This is a genomic window from Streptomyces sp. NRRL S-455 (genome assembly GCF_000717875.1).
Classification (GTDB): domain Bacteria; phylum Actinomycetota; class Actinomycetes; order Streptomycetales; family Streptomycetaceae; genus Streptomyces.
Genome location: NZ_JOCT01000011.1, coordinates 155,783 through 172,516 on the forward strand (window position 1 = coordinate 155,783; position 16,734 = coordinate 172,516).

General features: G+C 69.6%; 17 protein-coding genes. 8 read left to right on the forward strand and 9 right to left on the reverse strand.

Translation table 11 applies throughout. The annotated features are described in order from the left end of the window. Positions 1 to 97 precede the first annotated feature (97 nt). The 4 genes from IE97_RS0115505 to IE97_RS0115520 all read right to left on the reverse strand — a co-directional run bounded on the left by IE97_RS0115505 (position 98) and on the right by IE97_RS0115520 (position 2,587). Positions 98 to 673, reverse strand: a complete 576-nt coding sequence (locus tag IE97_RS0115505) for a TerD family protein (protein WP_030238950.1) — start codon at positions 671 to 673, stop codon at positions 98 to 100. A 122-nt stretch (positions 674 to 795) separates the two neighbouring features. Then, positions 796 to 1,371: a TerD family protein gene (locus IE97_RS0115510; protein ID WP_030238954.1), complete on the reverse strand. Its 576-nt coding sequence runs from the start codon at positions 1,369 to 1,371 to the stop codon at positions 796 to 798. A 147-nt stretch (positions 1,372 to 1,518) separates the two neighbouring features. Further along, complete coding sequence (locus IE97_RS0115515; RefSeq protein ID WP_030238957.1) at positions 1,519 to 1,977, reverse strand: peroxiredoxin; 459 nt, start codon at positions 1,975 to 1,977, stop codon at positions 1,519 to 1,521. 172 nt (positions 1,978 to 2,149) lie between these two features. Continuing rightward, positions 2,150 to 2,587, reverse strand: a complete 438-nt coding sequence (locus IE97_RS0115520) for a DUF3052 domain-containing protein (protein ID WP_030238960.1) — start codon at positions 2,585 to 2,587, stop codon at positions 2,150 to 2,152. 418 nt (positions 2,588 to 3,005) lie between these two features. Between IE97_RS0115520 and aceE the strand changes: the two genes are divergently transcribed. After that, positions 3,006 to 5,753 (forward strand): pyruvate dehydrogenase (acetyl-transferring), homodimeric type, encoded by a 2,748-nt coding sequence (gene aceE / locus IE97_RS0115525; RefSeq protein ID WP_030238963.1) that lies wholly within the window; start codon positions 3,006 to 3,008, stop codon positions 5,751 to 5,753. Between the two features lie 83 nt (positions 5,754 to 5,836). Next, on the forward strand, positions 5,837 to 6,571 hold the full coding sequence (locus IE97_RS0115530; RefSeq protein ID WP_030238965.1) for a potassium channel family protein: 735 nt from the start codon (positions 5,837 to 5,839) through the stop codon (positions 6,569 to 6,571). Positions 6,572 to 6,639: 68 nt separating this feature from the next. Here IE97_RS0115530 and IE97_RS0115535 read toward each other — a convergent pair whose 3' ends face one another. Together IE97_RS0115535 and IE97_RS0115540 are read right to left on the reverse strand one after the other, a co-directional pair. Next, positions 6,640 to 6,951: a hypothetical protein gene (locus IE97_RS0115535; protein WP_030238968.1), complete on the reverse strand. Its 312-nt coding sequence runs from the start codon at positions 6,949 to 6,951 to the stop codon at positions 6,640 to 6,642. 244 nt (positions 6,952 to 7,195) lie between these two features. Then, the gene (locus tag IE97_RS0115540) at positions 7,196 to 8,818 is read right to left on the reverse strand and encodes an MFS transporter (RefSeq protein WP_030238972.1); all 1,623 of its coding nucleotides are present in this window, start codon (positions 8,816 to 8,818) and stop codon (positions 7,196 to 7,198) included. 115 nt (positions 8,819 to 8,933) lie between these two features. On the opposite strand from IE97_RS0115540, the gene IE97_RS0115545 reads away from it, so the two are divergent. The 3 genes from IE97_RS0115545 to IE97_RS0115555 all read left to right on the forward strand — a co-directional run bounded on the left by IE97_RS0115545 (position 8,934) and on the right by IE97_RS0115555 (position 11,772). Further along, positions 8,934 to 9,566 (forward strand): TetR family transcriptional regulator, encoded by a 633-nt coding sequence (locus IE97_RS0115545; RefSeq protein ID WP_234323887.1) that lies wholly within the window; start codon positions 8,934 to 8,936, stop codon positions 9,564 to 9,566. Between the two features lie 73 nt (positions 9,567 to 9,639). Next, entirely contained in the window at positions 9,640 to 10,848 is a 1,209-nt protein-coding gene (locus IE97_RS0115550) for an alpha/beta hydrolase (protein WP_030238978.1), read from the forward strand. Positions 10,849 to 10,914: 66 nt separating this feature from the next. Beyond that, positions 10,915 to 11,772 (forward strand): DUF4429 domain-containing protein, encoded by an 858-nt coding sequence (locus IE97_RS0115555; protein WP_037844358.1) that lies wholly within the window; start codon positions 10,915 to 10,917, stop codon positions 11,770 to 11,772. A gap of 106 nt (positions 11,773 to 11,878) precedes the next feature. On the opposite strand, the gene IE97_RS0115560 is transcribed toward IE97_RS0115555, so the two are convergent. Both IE97_RS0115560 and IE97_RS0115565 read right to left on the reverse strand, forming a co-directional pair. Then, positions 11,879 to 12,895: an aldo/keto reductase gene (locus IE97_RS0115560; RefSeq protein WP_030238984.1), complete on the reverse strand. Its 1,017-nt coding sequence runs from the start codon at positions 12,893 to 12,895 to the stop codon at positions 11,879 to 11,881. Then, positions 12,892 to 13,356, reverse strand: coding sequence for a MerR family transcriptional regulator (locus IE97_RS0115565; RefSeq protein ID WP_030238988.1), 465 nt, complete (start codon positions 13,354 to 13,356; stop codon positions 12,892 to 12,894). The genes IE97_RS0115560 and IE97_RS0115565 overlap by 4 nt, the downstream gene beginning before the upstream one ends. A 98-nt stretch (positions 13,357 to 13,454) precedes the next feature. Between IE97_RS0115565 and IE97_RS0115570 the strand changes: the two genes are divergently transcribed. Next, positions 13,455 to 13,925, forward strand: coding sequence for a GNAT family N-acetyltransferase (locus tag IE97_RS0115570; protein ID WP_030238990.1), 471 nt, complete (start codon positions 13,455 to 13,457; stop codon positions 13,923 to 13,925). 18 nt (positions 13,926 to 13,943) lie between these two features. Then, positions 13,944 to 14,759, forward strand: a complete 816-nt coding sequence (locus tag IE97_RS0115575; protein ID WP_030238994.1) for a serine hydrolase domain-containing protein — start codon at positions 13,944 to 13,946, stop codon at positions 14,757 to 14,759. On the opposite strand, the gene IE97_RS0115580 is transcribed toward IE97_RS0115575, so the two are convergent. Next, on the reverse strand, positions 14,756 to 15,406 hold the full coding sequence (locus IE97_RS0115580) for a pirin family protein (protein ID WP_030238997.1): 651 nt from the start codon (positions 15,404 to 15,406) through the stop codon (positions 14,756 to 14,758). The two genes, IE97_RS0115575 and IE97_RS0115580, sit on opposite strands and share 4 nt — an antisense overlap. Before the next feature lie 62 nt (positions 15,407 to 15,468). On the opposite strand from IE97_RS0115580, the gene fasR reads away from it, so the two are divergent. Continuing rightward, positions 15,469 to 16,674: a fatty acid biosynthesis transcriptional regulator FasR gene (gene fasR / locus IE97_RS0115585; RefSeq protein ID WP_030239001.1), complete on the forward strand. Its 1,206-nt coding sequence runs from the start codon at positions 15,469 to 15,471 to the stop codon at positions 16,672 to 16,674. Positions 16,675 to 16,734: the final 60 nt, after the last annotated feature.

The following is a 16,734-nucleotide window of genomic DNA, read 5'->3' on the forward strand; positions in this document are numbered from 1 at the left end:
TCCCCCGCGCCGTACCCGGCTTTACGAACTTTTGAAGCCGAAGTCTAGTGGGGCCCGCTCCGCCGCCCAGAGGGGCCCGCATTTTGCTCATATCGCGTTATGAGACGTTGACCCCGAAGTCCAGTGCGATGCCACGCAGACCCGACGCGTACCCCTGCCCCACGGCCCTGAACTTCCACTCGCCCTGGTGACGGTAGACCTCACCGAAGATCATCGCGGTCTCCGTGGAGGCGTCCTCGCTGAGGTCGTAGCGGGCGAGTTCCTGGCCGTCGGCCTGGTTCACGACGCGGATGAACGCGTTGCTGACCTGGCCGAAGGTCTGGCCGCGTTCGTCGGCCAGGTGAATGGAGACCGGGAAGACGATCTTGTCGCACCGGGGCGGCACCTTCGAGAGGTCGATCAGGAGCGACTCGTCGTCGCCGTCGCCCTCGCCGGTGAGGTTGTCACCGGTGTGCTCGACCGATCCGTCCGGGCTCTTGAGCTGGTTGTAGAAGACGAACCAGTCGTCCCCGAGCACGCGCCCGCCACCGCACATCAGGGCGCTGGCGTCGAGGTCGAAGGGCGCTCCGGTGGTGGAGCGCGCGTCCCAGCCGAGCCCGATCATGACCTGAGTGAGGTTCGGTGCGGCCTTGGACAGGGAGACGTTGCCCCCTTTGGCGAGCGTGACACCCATGCTGCTGTCCCTCCCCGGATGGCATTACTGAGGTGGTCCTGCACGTCCGGCGCCGCACGTAAACCGTGCAGCGCCGGACGGGAAGAACCTGGGGCCCGTGTCGCCAGGGGCCGTCAGGCGGCTCAGACGTTCACACCGAAGTCCTGCGCGATGCCGCGCAGGCCCGAGGCGTAGCCCTGGCCGATGGCGCGGAACTTCCACTCCGCGCCGTGCCGGTACAGCTCACCGAAGACCATGGCGGTCTCGGTGGAGGCGTCCTCGCTCAGGTCGTAACGGGCGATCTCGGCGCCACCGGCCTGGTTCACGACGCGGATGAACGCGTTGCGCACCTGGCCGAAGGACTGCTGGCGGGTCTCGGCGTCGTAGATCGAGACAGGAAAGACGATCTTCTCCACGTCGGCCGGGACGGTGGCGAGATTGACCTTGATCTGCTCGTCGTCGCCCTCGCCCTCACCGGTGAGGTTGTCGCCGGTGTGCTCGACGGAGCCGTCCGGCGTCTTGAGGTTGTTGAAGAAGATGAAGTGCTGGTCGTTTCCGACCTTGCCGGAGCTGTTCAGCAGCAGCGCGCTGGCGTCCAGGTCGAAGTCGGTGCCGGTCGTGGTGCGGACGTCCCACCCCAGACCGATGATGACCGCGGTGAGGCCCGGCGCCTCCTTGGTCAGCGATACGTTGCCGCCCTTGCTGAGGCTGACTCCCACGAGTCCTCCATTGGTGTCCAGGGGCGGGATGCCCCGTTGTGCTCGGATGTCGGGTCAACGAGTCGATCCTAGTGACGGGTTCCCGCCCCTCGCAGGCCCAGAAGCCGACATTGCGGCGGGTGTCGGGCGCATGACACCCGACCGGCGTCACAGGGAGTCGAGCGCCTTCACGTAGTCGTTCAGGTCGCGGGCGTCCGGCAGGCCGTTGACGACGGTCCAGCGCACGACGCCCCCCTTGTCGATCACGAAGGTGCCGCGCACCGCGCAGCCCTTGTCCTCGTCGAAGACGCCGTAGGCCCGGGAGACGTTGCCGTGCGGCCAGAAGTCGGACAGCAGCGGGTACTCCAGGCCCTCCTGCTCGGCGAAGACGCGCAGGGTGTGGATGGAGTCGTTGGAGACGGCGAGCAGCTGGGTGTCGCGGTCGGCGAACTGCGGCAGGTTGTCGCGCAGCTCGCACAGCTCGCCGGTGCACACGCCGGTGAAGGCGAAGGGGTAGAAGAGCAGCACCACGTTCTTGGAACCGCGGAAGTCGGACAGCTTCACGCTCGCGCCGTGGTTGTCCTTGAGCTCGAAGTCGGGGGCCTTCTCGCCGACCTGGATCGCCATCGTGTGGGTGTCCCTTCGTAGGGCTTGACGGGTGGGACCACCCTACGCACGGACCGGCGCATACCGGAGGGCGGGCCGACGACGCCGGCCCGCCCCTGCCGCACGGCGCGGGTTGCCGTACGACCGCCGCTCAGGGCTCGCCGTACGGCTGACGCTCACGGGCGTCGTGCGGCTAACGCTTGGACTTGGCCGCCTTGGGCGTGGCCAGCCGGCTGCCGCTCCAGTCCTTGCCGACGCTGACGCTCTTGGACGCCGTCAGACCCGCCGTGGTGGCGGCTTCCGAGATGTCGCTCGGCTCGACGTAGCCCGAACGGCCGGTCTTCGGCGTGAGGAGCAGGATGGCACCGCCCTCTTCGATGTACGTGGTGGCATCGACCAGCGCATCCGTCAGGTCGCCGTCGTCGTCACGGAACCACAGCACAACGGCGTCGGCCACGTCGTCGTAGTCCTCGTCCATCAGGTCGCCCTCGACGATGCTTTCGATCGCCTCGCGGAGTTCCTGATCCACGTCGTCGTCGTAGCCGATCTCCTGGACCACCTGCCCGGGCTGGAACCCCAGCCTGGCGGCAGGGTTCGTCCGCTCCTCCGCGTGGTCCGCGGTCGCGCTCACGGGTTGCCTCCTGATCATGTCTTGGGAAATATCTCAGCCACGCGCGTGCGCGAAGCATTGGCCGTAGTCCACACGGGCGGGACGGATCGCGCAAGTACCCGGCCGTTCAGACCGCCGAAACGGTGACGATCCTGGCCGTGTCACCGCAACTCCAGGCACACCATCATGGTCCGAGGTGACGTACACCACACCTTTCTGCCCTGTTTGGGCGTTTGGGAATCGTCTGTGGGTACGAGACTCGAAGGTATTCGCCCCATACGTCACGGAGTCGATCTCACGTACTGGTTACCGATCGGTAGAGATGACGTTTCACGGCCCCGAGGTGGACCATGGGGAGCGGCGCGGCCCCAGCGACGACGCCCCCGCGACGACAGCGAAAAAGCGGCCCTCGCAGGCCCTCTGACAGGTAAGGAACAGCGTGGCTTCCGCATCCGATCGAAACCCGATCATCATTGGCGGCCTTCCGAGTCAGGTTCCTGACTTCGACCCCGAAGAGACGCAGGAGTGGCTCGACTCCCTCGACGCCGCCGTCGACGAGCGCGGCCGTGAGCGTGCCCGCTATCTGATGCTGCGGCTGATCGAGCGGGCCCGCGAGAAGCGCGTGGCCGTGCCGGAGATGCGCAGCACGGACTACGTCAACACCATCCCCACCAAGAACGAGCCGTTCTTCCCGGGCAACGAGGAGATCGAGCGGAAGATCCTCAACGCGACCCGCTGGAACGCGGCGGTGATGGTGTCCCGGGCCCAGCGGCCCGGCATCGGCGTCGGCGGCCACATCGCCACGTTCGCGTCCTCCGCCTCCCTCTACGACGTCGGCTTCAACCACTTCTTCCGCGGCAAGGACGAGGGCGACGGCGGCGACCAGGTCTTCTTCCAGGGGCACGCCTCGCCGGGTATCTACGCCCGCGCCTTCCTGCTGGACCGGCTCAGCGAGGAGCACCTGGACGGCTTCCGCCAGGAGAAGTCGAAGGCGCCCTACGGCCTGTCGTCGTACCCGCACCCGCGCCTGATGCCGGACTTCTGGGAGTTCCCGACGGTGTCGATGGGCCTCGGCCCGATCGGCGCGATCTACCAGGCGCGGATGAACCGCTACATGCACGCGCGCGGGATCGCCGACACCTCCAAGTCGCACGTCTGGGCGTTCCTCGGGGACGGCGAGATGGACGAGCCGGAGTCGCTGGGCCAGCTCACGATCGCCGCCCGGGAGGGCCTGGACAACCTGACCTTCGTGGTCAACTGCAACCTGCAGCGCCTCGACGGCCCGGTGCGCGGCAACGGCAAGGTCATCCAGGAGCTGGAGTCGGTCTTCCGCGGCGCCGGCTGGAACGTGATCAAGCTGGTCTGGGACCGCACCTGGGACCCGCTGCTCGCCCAGGACCGGGACGGCGTGCTGGTCAACAAGATGAACACCACGCCGGACGGACAGTTCCAGACGTACGCCACGGAGACCGGCGCGTACATCCGCGACCACTTCTTCGGCGACGACCACCGGCTGCGCGCGATGGTCGAGGGCATGACCGACGACCAGATCCTGCACCTGGGCCGCGGCGGTCACGACCACCGGAAGATCTTCGCGGCGTACAAGGCGGCCGTGGAGCACAAGGGCCAGCCGACGGTGATCCTCGCCAAGACGATCAAGGGCTGGACGCTGGGCCCGAACTTCGAGGGCCGCAACGCCACGCACCAGATGAAGAAGCTGACGGTCGACGACCTCAAGCGCTTCCGCGACCGCCTCCACCTGCCGATCTCCGACAAGGAACTGGAGTCCGGCGTCCCGCCCTACTACCACCCGGGCCGGGACACGGAGGAGATCCAGTACATGCACGACCGCCGCAAGAGCCTCGGCGGTTACGTCCCGACCCGTGTCGTCCGCTCCAAGCCGCTGCCGCTGCCCGAGGACAAGACGTACGCGACCGTGAAGAAGGGCTCGGGCCAGCAATCCATCGCGACGACGATGGCGTTCGTCCGGCTCCTCAAGGACCTCATGCGGGACAAGGAAATCGGCAAGCGGTTCGTGCTGATCGCGCCGGACGAGTACCGCACGTTCGGCATGGACTCGTTCTTCCCGAGTGCGAAGATCTACAACCCGCTCGGCCAGCAGTACGAGTCGGTCGACCGTGACCTGCTGCTCGCCTACAAGGAGGCGCCGAACGGCCAGATGCTGCACGACGGCATCTCGGAGGCGGGCTGCACGGCCTCCCTGATCGCCGCCGGCTCGGCCTACGCCACGCACGGCGAGCCCCTGATCCCGGTCTACGTCTTCTACTCGATGTTCGGCTTCCAGCGCACCGGCGACCAGTTCTGGCAGATGTCCGACCAGCTGGCACGCGGTTTCGTCCTGGGCGCGACGGCCGGCCGTACGACCCTGACCGGCGAGGGCCTGCAGCACGCCGACGGCCACTCGCAGCTGCTCGCCTCGACGAACCCGGGCTGTGTGGCGTACGACCCGGCGTTCGGTTTCGAGATCGCGCACATCGTGAAGGACGGGCTGCGGAGGATGTACGGCAGCTCGCCCGAGCACCCGCACGGCGAGGACGTCTTCTACTACCTGACCGTCTACAACGAGCCGATCCAGCACCCGGCCGAGCCTACGAACGTGGACGTCGACGGCATCCTCAAGGGCCTCTACCGGTTCAGCGAGGGCACGGCCGGCTCCACCCCGGCGCAGATCCTGGCCTCCGGTGTGGCGCTCCCCTGGGCGGTCGAGGCGCAGCAGATCCTGGCCGACGACTGGAACGTCAAGGCGGACGTCTGGTCGGCGACCTCCTGGAACGAGCTGCGGCGCGAGGCCGTGGCCTGCGAGGAGCACAACCTGCTGCACCCCGAGGAGGAGCAGCGGGTGCCGTACGTGACGCGGAAGCTGGCGGACGCACAGGGACCGGTCGTGGCGGTGTCCGACTGGATGCGGTCGGTTCCGGACCAGATCGCGCGCTGGGTGCCGCAGACCTACCAGTCGCTCGGCGCGGACGGCTTCGGCTTCGCCGACACGCGCGGTGCGGCCCGCCGCTTCTTCCACATCGACGCGCAGTCGATCGTGGTGGCGGTGCTGACCGAGCTGGCCCGTGCGGGCAAGGTCGACCGGTCGGTGCTCAAGCAGGCCATCGACCGGTACCAGCTGCTCGACGTGGCGGCGGCCGACCCGGGGGTCGCGGGCGGCGACGCGTAACGCCTAAGACACGATCAAGGGGTGGTGAGCCTCACGGGTGCACCGTGGGCGCACCACCCCTTCACGTTTCCTACGATTCGGCCATGCAGCAGCAGTCGGCCCAACTCCGTTGGGAACAGCACACGCAGCGGCCACTCTTCGGGCTGGCCCTCGCCTTCGCCGTCGCCTATGCCGTGCCGATCGTCCGGCCGGACGCGAGCCGGTCCCTGGTGGACCTGTGCACGGCGGTCGAGTGGGTGGTGTGGGGCGCGTTCGCCCTCGACTACCTGGTTCGGCTCGGCCTCTCCGAGCAGCGGCTGCTGTTCGTCCGGACGCACTGGCTCGATCTCTTGGCGGTGTTGCTGCCCTTGCTGCAGCCGATGCGGCTGTTGCGGCTGGTGTCCACGCTGCTGCTCGTCGGCCAGCGGGCGCGGATGGCTTCGCAGATCAAGCTCACGACGTACATCGGCGGCTCGGTGGTCGGGCTGCTGATGTTCGGCTCGCTGGCGGTGCTCTCGGTGGAACGGGACGCGCCGGGCGGGAACATTCATACGCTGGGCGATGCCGTGTGGTGGTCCTTCACGACGATGACGACCGTGGGCTACGGGGATCACGCGCCCACCACCGGGCTGGGGCGGATGCTCGCGGTCGGGCTGATGCTGTCGGGGATCGCGCTGCTCGGTGTGGTGACGGCGAACATCGCCGCCTGGTTCATCGCCCGGTTCGAGAAGGACGACGTGGAGGAGCGGCGGCAGACGGAGGCGATCCAGGAGCTGACGGAGGAGGTCCGGGCGCTGCGCGACGAACTGGCGGCGCTGAAGGGGACGTCGGTGAAATGACCTGAAGGTGAGCCTCCGGCTCGGTCGCCGGAGGCCCTTCCCTCACTTCCCCGGGGAGGAACGGCACGTCAGAACAGCATGCCGTTGCCCGGGTTTGCCGCTCCGGACAGCCAGATGATGGCCAGGAGCGTGTCGATGGCGCCCAGTACCAGGGCGACCACGGCCGTGACGGGGCGGGAGCCCGCCCACGTGCGGCCCATGGCGAGCCAGCCGCAGACGATCGCCGCGGGGCCGAGGATGATCCCCAGCACGAAGAAACCGGCAACCGCGCAGATGACTCCGATGATTCCGAGCGTCGCGCGATCCGGCCCGGTCCGTGACCACGTCCGGCCACGTGAGCGGGGGTGCCTGCGCGTTCCGTGTCCGAAGCTCGCCATCATCGACTCCCGTAACTCCCTTGAACCCTCGGTCGGTCGGGGTTCGGTCGGGTATGTCAGGGCGAGTACCCCCGGAACAGGCTTCAATCCCGCTGCCCGCGCGCTGCCCCCCTCCAGCAGCGCGCCGCAGCGTCCGCCCTCCAGGCCCTGCGGAGGACTTGACCCACTGTGACCTGCGGTGCCCGCTGAAGGGGAGCGTTGGACGGTGGTGTACACCCTGATGAGCGAACACCCCGTCAAGAGACCGTCAGATGTGCGCCGCACCCGCGCCGGCGCCCGCGTTCTCACCACGCTTCGTCAGGAACGCCACCAGTACCGCCACCACGGCCACCCCGGCGGCGACGAGTGACGCCGCGCTCATGCCCGAGATGAACGTGTCGTGCGCGACACCCGTGATCTTCGCGGCGATGGCGTCCGGCGTGCCCGGGGCCACCGGCGGGACACCGACCTGGACCGCCTCGGACGCCTGGTGCTCCTGCTCCGGCGTGAGCGGCGGGAGCCCCGCCTCGGTCCAGTTGCCCGCGAGGTCGCTGTTGACCTTGGAGGCCATCACCGCGCCCAGCACGGCCGTACCGAGGCTGCCGCCGATCTGCATGGCGGCCTGCTGGAGACCACCGGCGACACCCGACAGCTCCATCGGCGCGTTGCCGACGATGACTTCGGTGGCGCCGACCATGACCGGCGCGAGACCGAGGCCGAGCAGGGCGAACCAGAGCGACATGATGCCGCTGCCGGTGTCCGTCTCCAGCGTCGACATCCCGTACATGGCGATCGCGGTGAGCGCCATGCCGCCCGCGAGCGGGACCCGGGGGCCGAACTTGGTGATCATCGCACCGGCGAGCGGCGAGCCGACGATCATCATGCCGGTGAGCGGCAGCAGGTGCAGGCCCGCGTCGATCGGGCTCATGCCGTGCACGTTCTGCAGGTAGAACGTCACGAAGAACAGGCCGCCCATGAACGCGATGGCCATCAGGACCATCAGCACGACACCCGCGGACAGCGCCACGGAGCGGAACAGGGCGAGCGGGATCAGCGGCTCCTTGACCTTCGTCTCCCAGAAGGCGAAGAGCGCGAAGCCCAGCACGGCGGCGCCGAGGAAGCCGAGCGTCTTCGCGTCGCCCCAGCCCCACTCCGACGGCGGGGCCTTGATGAGCGCCCACACCAGGCAGAACACGGCCGTCGACAGCAGGGCGATGCCCAGGATGTCGAAGGAGCGCGGGGCGTTCTCGGCGCGGTGGTCCAGCAGGATCAGCACGCCGAGGACCACGGCGAGGACACCGACCGGCACGTTGATGAAGAACACCGACTGCCAGTTGACGTGCTCGACGAGCACGCCGCCGAGGATCGGGCCGCCCGCCGTGGACGCGCCGATGACCATGCCCCAGATGCCGATGGCCATGTTCAGCTTCTCGGCCGGGAAGGTGGCCCGCAGCAGGCCGAGCGCGGCCGGCATCAGCAGCGCGCCGAACAGGCCCTGCAGGACGCGGAAGACGACGACGAACGCGATGCTGTCGGACAGCCCGATGGCGCCCGAGGCGGCGGCGAAGCCGACGACGCCGATGAGGAACGTCTGCCGGTGGCCGAAGCGGTCGCCGAGCTTGCCGGCGGTGATCAGGGAGACCGCGAGGGCGAGGAAGTATCCGTTGGTGATCCACTGCACCTCGGCGAAGGTGGCGCCGAGGTCCTTCTGGATCGCCGGGTTGGCTATGGCCACGATGGTGCCGTCGAGGGCCACCATCATGACCCCCACAGCGACGGTGATGAGGGTGAGCCAGGGGTGCCCGCGCAGCCCCTTGCCCGGCGTCGCGTCCGACGGCGCGTCCGGTGCGCCCCCCGACCCCGTCGTGTCGATGGTGGTCTGACTAGTCATACGCCGAGGCTAATGACAGCCACTGACAATTGACAAACCAATTCACTAGTCGGTAACTGTCACGTCACGCCCGTATAGCCTGAACTGGGAAGACACCGCAGACGAGAGGCACCTGTTGAACCTGCGCGAACGAAAGAAGCTGCGCACCCGGGACGCGCTGCTGCGGGCCGCCCTGGAACTGTTCGCCACGCGGGGGTACGAGGAGACGACCGTCGACGACATCGCCGCCGCCGTCGACGTCTCGCAGCGCACCTTCTTCCGCTACTTCGCCGGCAAGGAGGAGACGGCGTTCTTCGTGCCGCGGCTGGCCGAGGCACACGTCGTCGAGGCCGTACGGGCGCGGCCGCCGGGCGAGCCGCCGCTGGACGCGCTGCGCCGGGCCGTGCTGGAGAGCTGGGACAGGATCAACGAGGCCGTCGAGGAGCTCGTGCCGATCGAGCTCCACATGCGCGTCTACCGGGTGATCGAGTCGACGCCCGCACTGCTCGCCGCGCATCTGCGGCGGGCGGCGGAGCTGGAGGAGCAGCTCGCGCAGATCATCGCCGAGCGCGAGGGGCTCGACGCGGACGTGGATCCGCGGCCCAGGATCATCGTGGCCCTGTTCGGCGGGGTGATTCGTGTCACCGAGAGACTGTGGTCCGCGGGGGACGACCTCAGCCTCGACGCGATGCGCCAACTCACCACGACCTACCTGGATCAGGTGGGTCCGGCCCTGGCGGAGAACTGGCGTACAGAGCCCTCCCCTTAGCACACACACCGAAACGTGATCCCGGTCACTTGGTTAACGCGAGACCCTCTCGTTCTCCTAGTGTGTCCTTTCAGTGACTTCCTTCGACACCTCCCCGCAGCTGAACGTCTGGCGCGCACTGCTCGCTCTGGCCGTCGTGTTCGTGATGCTGGCGACCACCGGCTGGACCGCCCTGCGCAACCAGCGGGGCGACACGCCGCTGCAGGCCTCGCTCTCCGCCTGGGAGCACGGCCGCATCGGCGGTCACCGGCTGCCGGACCCGCAGTCCCAGCCGAAGAAACTGGCCCGCTTCTTCGCCTCGCTCACCGAGCGGGAGCAGGCGGGCCTGGTCCGGAAGTATCCGCTCGCGGTCGGCAACATGAACGGTGCCCCGGTCGAGCTGCGCTACCGCGCCAACCGCATCGCGCTCGCCAAGGCGCGCGAGGTCGAGCGGGAACGCATGCACGACGAGCGCCTCACCCGGGCCGGGAAGCACGAGGCCGGCCGCAGGATGCACCGCTTCGAGGACCTCATGGAGAAGGGCCGCCGCATCCTGGCCTTCGACCCCGAGGGCTCGGGCCGGGTGGCGGAGGTCTTCGGCGACCTGCGGAAGGCGGACCGGATCTCGGTCGTCGTTCCCGGTGTGGACACCGACCTGCTCACCTTCCAGCGCACGAACCGCGAGTACTCGGCGCCCGTCGGCATGGCCAAGTCGCTGTACGCGGCCGAGAGGACGGCGAGCCCCTCGACCCGTACGGCCGTGATCGCCTGGGCCGACTACAAGGCGCCGAGCGGACTCGGCATCGACTCGGCGACGGCGATGCGCGCCGAGGAGGGCGCGGTCCGGCTCAACGCGCTGGTGCGGGCGCTGCCCGGCGGCTCGCCGGTCTCGCTGTTCTGCCACAGCTACGGCTCGGTGGTGTGCGGGGTCGCGGCGCGCGAGCTGCCCGGCCGGGTGGCCGACATCGCCGTGGCCGGCAGCCCCGGCATGCGCGTCCAGAAGGCCGCCCAGCTGCACACCACCGCCCGTGTGTGGGCGATGCGGGACGCCGACGACTGGATCCAGGACGTGCCGTACCTGGAGGTCGGCGGGCTGGGCCACGGGGCCGACCCGATGTCCGCCGGGTTCGGCGCGCGGGTGCTGTCGGCGCAGGGGGCGAAGGGTCACGCCGGCTACTTCGAGCCGGGTACGGCAAGTCTGATGAATTTCGCAGAGATCGGCGTCGGCGCATACCGCTCGGTGCACTGCGCGCAGGAGGACGGCGTGTGCCGGACCGGTTTGTCCGGTACGGCGGCGGCCTGACGCGCGTAGAGGCGCAGGAACTGCGGTCTGCTCGGGAGGGGGACGGAGGAGCGCGTGCCGCATACGATGAGCCGCATGGGTGACGTACTGGCCGGATTTCATGCCGCCTGGGAGTTCGAGTCCGACTCCGTGCTCATCCGTTACGAACGGGGGATTCGGACACCCAAGCTCTTCCAGGCGCTGGGCGAACGCCGCGTTCCGCTCGACGCGATCGCCGGGGTGACGCTGACGCGCGGGAGACGCGGCACGGTCGTGCTGCGCGTCGAACCGCGGCCCGGAGCGGACCCGTTGATGGAGGCGGCCGCCGGGCAGCTGAAAGAGAGCGGCGATCCCTACCGGCTGGTGCTGCCCGCCGAGCGGGAGGTGCTCGCCGAGTACTACGCCGACGAGCTGAAGTCGCTGCTCAGGGAGTCCGGGCCGGCGGAGCGGTTTCTGGTGGAGCCGCCGAAGGGGCCGTTGTCGTTCAAGGCGTACGACGGGAAGGCGACCTTCGACGGTCGGACCGTGAACTTCCGGTGGTTCTGGACGGGGGCGTCGTCGGCGAAGTGGAAGGCCGGCGACCAGACGTTTCCCGTCGGGGAGCTGAGCGGGGTGGAGTGGCGGTCGCCGGAGGTGTTCGAGGGGCATCTGCGGTTGGTGCGGCGGGACGCGGGGGCGTCGGCCGCGCAGGCCGACCAGGATCCCGCGGCGGTGGTGTTCGGGCTGGGGTACGGGCCCGTGCACGAGTCGCTGCCGTTCGCCGCGGCGGTGCTGGCGGCGGTGCGGGCGTCCAGCCCGGTGGTTGCCGTTTCCGCGGCCGGCCCGCGCCGTGATCCTGCGGACATCGCCGAGCGGATTCGGCATCTCGGGGAGCTGCATCAGGCCGGGCTCGTGACAGATGAGGAGTTTTCGGTCAAAAAGGCCGAGTTGCTGGCGGAGCTCTAGCGTCTGCGGGGTGCTGCGCGCCGGCGAGTGCGGGTTGTCCGTGGCCGGTCGCGCCCAGGCGGCGGAGCCGCATATCGATGCGGCCCCGCGCCCCTGGGGTGTTTCTCTACTCCCTGCCTGCAGAGGTGAAGGCCATGTCCGCGTAGCGGTTGCCCGCCACCTGGGCCGCTATGCCGTCCAGCAGGTCCAGTTGTTCATCCGTCAGGACGATCCTCGTCGCTGCCGCGTTCTCCTCCACCCTGGACGGCTTGCGGGTGCCCGGGATGGGGATGACGGGGAGGTCGTGGACCGAGGCCTGCTGCTGGACCCAGGCAAGGGCGATCTGGCCCACAGAGGCGCCATGGGCGTCGGCCACCGAGCGGATCAGCTCCAGCAGGGCCGCGTTCCTCGTCGCGTTCTCGCCCGTGAAGCGAGGCTGCTGGCGGCGGAAGTCGTCCGGGGTCAGGTCCTGGTCGGCGTTGGCGAAGGAGCCCGTGAGGAATCCGCGGCCCAGGGGCGAGTACGGGACGAGGGCCACGCCCAGGTCGCGGGCCGCCGGAACCACCTTCGGCTCGATGTCGCGGCTGAACAGCGACCACTCCGACTGCACGGCTGCGACGGGATGGACGGTGTGGGCGGCGCGCAGCTCGTCGGCCGTGACCTCGCTCAGGCCGAGGTGCTTGACCTTGCCCTCGCGGACCAGGTCGGCCATCGTGCCGACGGTCTCCTCGATCGGCACGTTCACATCGCGCCGGTGCATGTAGTAGAGGTCGATGACGTCGACGTCGAGGCGCTTCAGACTGGCCTCGACGGCCTGGCGGATGTAGGGCGGGTCATTGCGGATCACCCGGCGGGTCGGGTCGTCCGGTGGGATCGACAGGGAGAACTTGGTCGCGATGACGACCTCGTCGCGGTGCGCCTTGAAGAACGGGGCCAGGAACCGCTCGTTCTCCCCCGCGCCGTACGCGTCGGCCGTGTCGTAGAGGGTGACGCCCAGTTCGAGGGCGCGTTCCAGGGTGGCCCGGGACGCGTCCGCGTCCGAGGGGCCGTAGCCGAAGCTCATGCCCATGCAGCCGAGGCCCTGGACGCCCACCTCGGGGCCGTCGTCGCCGAGCTTCGCCGTCGTGATCCTGCCGTCCGTCATCGGGACCTCTCCGACACCGGGCCACGCCCGGCGTCCGCGTAGATACTGATCTTCCGGTCGAGCACGGCGAGCGTGCCCCGGAGTTCGTCGATCCTGGCCAGGACGTCCTCACGGGTCGTCTTCAGCAGCTCGAAGCGCTCGCCGTAGGTGTGGTCGCCCTCGCGCACCAGTTCCGCGTACCGCACCATGTCCGCGACCGGCATGCCCGTCAGACGGAGCTTGCCGACGAGGTCGAGCCAGTCGAGATCGCGGTTGGTGTAGCGGCGCTGGCCGGTGTGGGACCGGTCGATGTGCGGCATCAGGCCGATGCGCTCGTACCAGCGCAGGGTGTGCGCCGTCAGGCCGGTGAAGGCGACGACCTCACTGATCGTGTACCTGTCCTGGCCGTCCGGGCGCCTGCTCTGCGGCGGCGGCCCGGCGCAGGTGTCGGTCCTGGCCCCCGTGGTTTCCATCACCGTCATGGCTCCAACGCTAGGACCTTGGAGTGCACTCCAAGCAAGCGCCGACGGTAAGAAATCGGCAGGACGTTTCCTGAACCGGCTGGTTAGCGTACGGAGTCATGAGTCTCGTACGCCGCGCCCTGCCCGAAGACGCCGGGGAAGTCCTGCGCCTGCGCCAAATCATGATCGACTCGGTGTTCGCCGCCGACCCCTCCATCGCCTGGCACGGGGATTCCCTCCCGACGCTGAGAAGCAAACTGGGCGAGCCGGACGGGGACTTCGTGGCGTTCGTCGTGGACCACCCGGAGCGGCCGGGGGCGCTGGCGTCGCTGGTGGCCGGGACGATCGACTACCGCATCGGGAAGTCGGGTGACCCGCGGGGCATGGTGGGGTTCGTCTTCAGCGTCGCCACCGACCCGGACGCCCGGCGACGCGGGTACGCGCGGGCGTGCATGACCAGCCTGCTGGAGTGGTTCCGCGAGCGTGGCGCCCGGCGCGTGCAACTGACGGCCTCGCCGGAGGCGGAACCGCTGTACGTGTCCCTCGGCTTCCGGCCCAAGCCCGACCCCTTGCTGGAGCTCACGCTCTGAGCGCATAGGCTCGAACGCATGTCGCTGAAGAGCCTCGCGTTGATCGAGAACTGGCCGGTTCCCACCGCTGCGGCCGGTGTCGTACGAGCGGACGGCACCGTCCTCGGCACCCACGGACCGGCCGGACAGCGGTTCCCGCTCGCGTCGGTGACCAAGCCGCTGGCCGCCTACGCGGTGCTCGTCGCCTACGAGGAAGGCGCGATCGAGTTCGACGAGCCCGCGGGCCCGCCCGGCTCGACGGTCCGGCACCTGCTCGCGCACACCTCGGGCCTCGCCTTCGACGAGCACAAGGTCACGGCCCCGCCCGGGGAGCGGCGGCTGTACTCGAACGCCGGCTTCGAGCAGCTGGGCGACCATGTCGCGAAGGCCACCGACATCCCGTTCGCGGAGTACCTGCGGCAGGCGGTGCTGGAGCCGCTGGGGATGGCCTCGACGAGCCTCGACGGCTCTCCGGCCAAGGACGGCGTGTCCACGGTCGAGGATCTGCTGCGGTTCGCGGCCGAGGTGCAGGCGCCGCGTCTGCTGGACCCGCGTACGGTCGCCGAGGCGATGACCGTGCACTACCCGGGCACGAAGGGTGTCCTGCCGGGGTACGGCCACCAGAACCCCAACGACTGGGGGCTCGGCTTCGAGATCCGCGACTCCAAGTCGCCGCACTGGACGGGCTCTTCGTCCTCACCCCGCACGTTCGGGCATTTCGGGCAGTCCGGTACGTTCCTGTGGATCGACCCCGACGCGCGGGCCGCGTGCGTCGCGCTGACGGACCGGGCGTTCGGGCCGTGGGCGATCGAGGCGTGGCCGGCGTTCACGGACGCGGTGCTCGCGGAGCTCTAGCTCATTTCCCAGATGAGCAGCTCGGCCTGGGTCAGGCCCTCGGCCTCCAGGCCCTTGGACTCGGTGACGCGAGCCGCGTCGCCGGCGTCCAGCTCCTCGCCGTCCAGGCGCACCGCACCGCGTACGACATGGACGTACGCGTGCGCCGCGTCCGGCACCGCCGTCCGCTCCCCCGCCCCCAGCCGCCGCACGTGCAGCATCGCGCCGGCCTCCGGGACGGCGTAGGGCGTGGAGTCGGCGATGCCGTGGACGACCTCGTAGAACGGGTCGCCGCCGGGCCGGAGCGGGGCCAGCCACATCTGGATGAAGGTCAGGGGCCCCGGGCCGTCGTTGCGCTCCACGTGGCGCACGCCGCCCGCCGAACTCAGCCGCTGCACGTCTCCGTGGCGCACCACCGACTCGTGCCCGGTGGAGTCCCGGTGCGTCAGCTCGCCCTCCACCACCCACGTCACGATCTCGGTGTGGCTGTGCGGGTGCTCGTCGAAGCCGGCGCCGGGCGCCAGACGCTCCTCGTTGCAGGCGAGCAGCGAGCCGAAGCGCAGGTTGTCCGGGTCGTAGTGGGGGCCGAAGGAGAAGGCGTGCCACGTCTCGATACCGGTGGCCCGGTCCCCTCCGGGATAGCGCTCATGTCCACGCCGTACGTCCATCACGAGGTCCACCGTAGACCCGGCCACGCACCCTCCCGTCCGGATAAGGCAGTCTTGTCCCCGTGCCCGAACCCGAAACCGGCAAGAACGAAGCCGCAGCCCACGACGTCCACCCGCATGCCGCGACGCTGAAGCGGCTGGAGAAGTCGTCCGGCTCGCTCGCCGCGCAGGCCATCGCGCGGATGGACGAGACGCTGCCCTGGTACCGGGCGATGCCCCCGGAGAACCGTTCCTGGATCGGTCTGGTCGCGCAGGCGGGCATCGCCGCCTTCACGGAGTGGTTCCGGCATCCGGACGCCCCGCAGGCCATCTCCACCGACGTGTTCGGAACCGCGCCGCGCGAGCTGACCCGGGCGATCACGCTGCGGCAGACCGTGGAGATGGTGCGCACCACCATCGAGGTCATGGAGTCCGCGATCGACGAGGTCGCGGCCCCGGGCGACGAGAGCGTGCTGCGCGAGGCGCTGCTCGTCTACGCCCGGGAGATCGCCTTCGCCACCGCCCAGGTGTACGCGCAGGCCGCCGAGGCACGCGGTGCCTGGGACGCCCGGCTGGAGTCCCTGGTCGTGAACGCCGTGCTGAGCGGCGAGGCCGACGAGGGGGCCGTGTCCCGGGCCGCCGCCCTCGGCTGGAACTCGCCCGAACACGTCTGCGTGGTGCTCGGCACGGCGCCCGACGGGGACAGCGAGCTGACCGTCGAGGCCATACGGCGCGCGGCCCGGCACGCCAAGCTCCAGGTGCTCACCGGGGTGCTCGGCGACCGGCTGGTCGTCATCGCGGGCGGCAGCGACAACCCGCTGGCCGTGGCCAAGTCGCTCATCGGCCCGTTCGCCGCCGGGCCGGTCGTGGCGGGCCCGGTGGTGCCCGACCTGCAGGCCGCGACCCGGTCCGCGCAGGCCGCCGCCGCGGGCCTCAAGGCGTGTTCCGCCTGGCAGGACGCCCCGCGCCCGGTGCTGGCCGACGACCTGCTCCCGGAGCGGGCGATCGCCGGTGACCCCTCGGCGCGCGAGCAGCTGGTGGAGGAGATCTACAGACCGCTGGAGGAGGCCGGGGCCGCTCTCCTGGAGACTCTGAGCGTCTATCTCGAACAGGCGAGCAGTCTCGAGGGCGCCGCCCGGATGCTCTTCGTTCATCCCAACACCGTCCGCTACCGGCTCCGACGTGTGACTGACGTCACCGGTTGGTCACCCTCCGATGTACGCTCTGCTTTCACGCTGCGGATCGCGCTGATCCTGGGGCGTCTGGTCGATGGAGATCTCCAGCCCTAAGGTTTTGTCGAGGCTCGACAAAACCCCCCGTTGTTCTTCGTCCTTGTCCCCACGGGCGGC

Coding starts and splice junctions, on each gene's coding strand:
- IE97_RS0115505 (WP_030238950.1), bottom strand. CDS start 673: ATGGGTGTCACGCTCGCCAAAGGGGGCAACGTCTCCCTGTCCAAGGCC.
- IE97_RS0115515 (WP_030238957.1), bottom strand. CDS start 1,977: ATGGCGATCCAGGTCGGCGAGAAGGCCCCCGACTTCGAGCTCAAGGAC.
- IE97_RS0115530 (WP_030238965.1), top strand. CDS start 5,837: ATGCAGCAGCAGTCGGCCCAACTCCGTTGGGAACAGCACACGCAGCGG.
- IE97_RS0115535 (WP_030238968.1), bottom strand. CDS start 6,951: ATGATGGCGAGCTTCGGACACGGAACGCGCAGGCACCCCCGCTCACGT.
- IE97_RS0115540 (WP_030238972.1), bottom strand. CDS start 8,818: ATGACTAGTCAGACCACCATCGACACGACGGGGTCGGGGGGCGCACCG.
- IE97_RS0115555 (WP_037844358.1), top strand. CDS start 10,915: ATGAGCCGCATGGGTGACGTACTGGCCGGATTTCATGCCGCCTGGGAG.
- IE97_RS0115560 (WP_030238984.1), bottom strand. CDS start 12,895: ATGACGGACGGCAGGATCACGACGGCGAAGCTCGGCGACGACGGCCCC.
- IE97_RS0115565 (WP_030238988.1), bottom strand. CDS start 13,356: ATGACGGTGATGGAAACCACGGGGGCCAGGACCGACACCTGCGCCGGG.
- IE97_RS0115570 (WP_030238990.1), top strand. CDS start 13,455: ATGAGTCTCGTACGCCGCGCCCTGCCCGAAGACGCCGGGGAAGTCCTG.
- IE97_RS0115575 (WP_030238994.1), top strand. CDS start 13,944: ATGTCGCTGAAGAGCCTCGCGTTGATCGAGAACTGGCCGGTTCCCACC.
- IE97_RS0115580 (WP_030238997.1), bottom strand. CDS start 15,406: ATGGACGTACGGCGTGGACATGAGCGCTATCCCGGAGGGGACCGGGCC.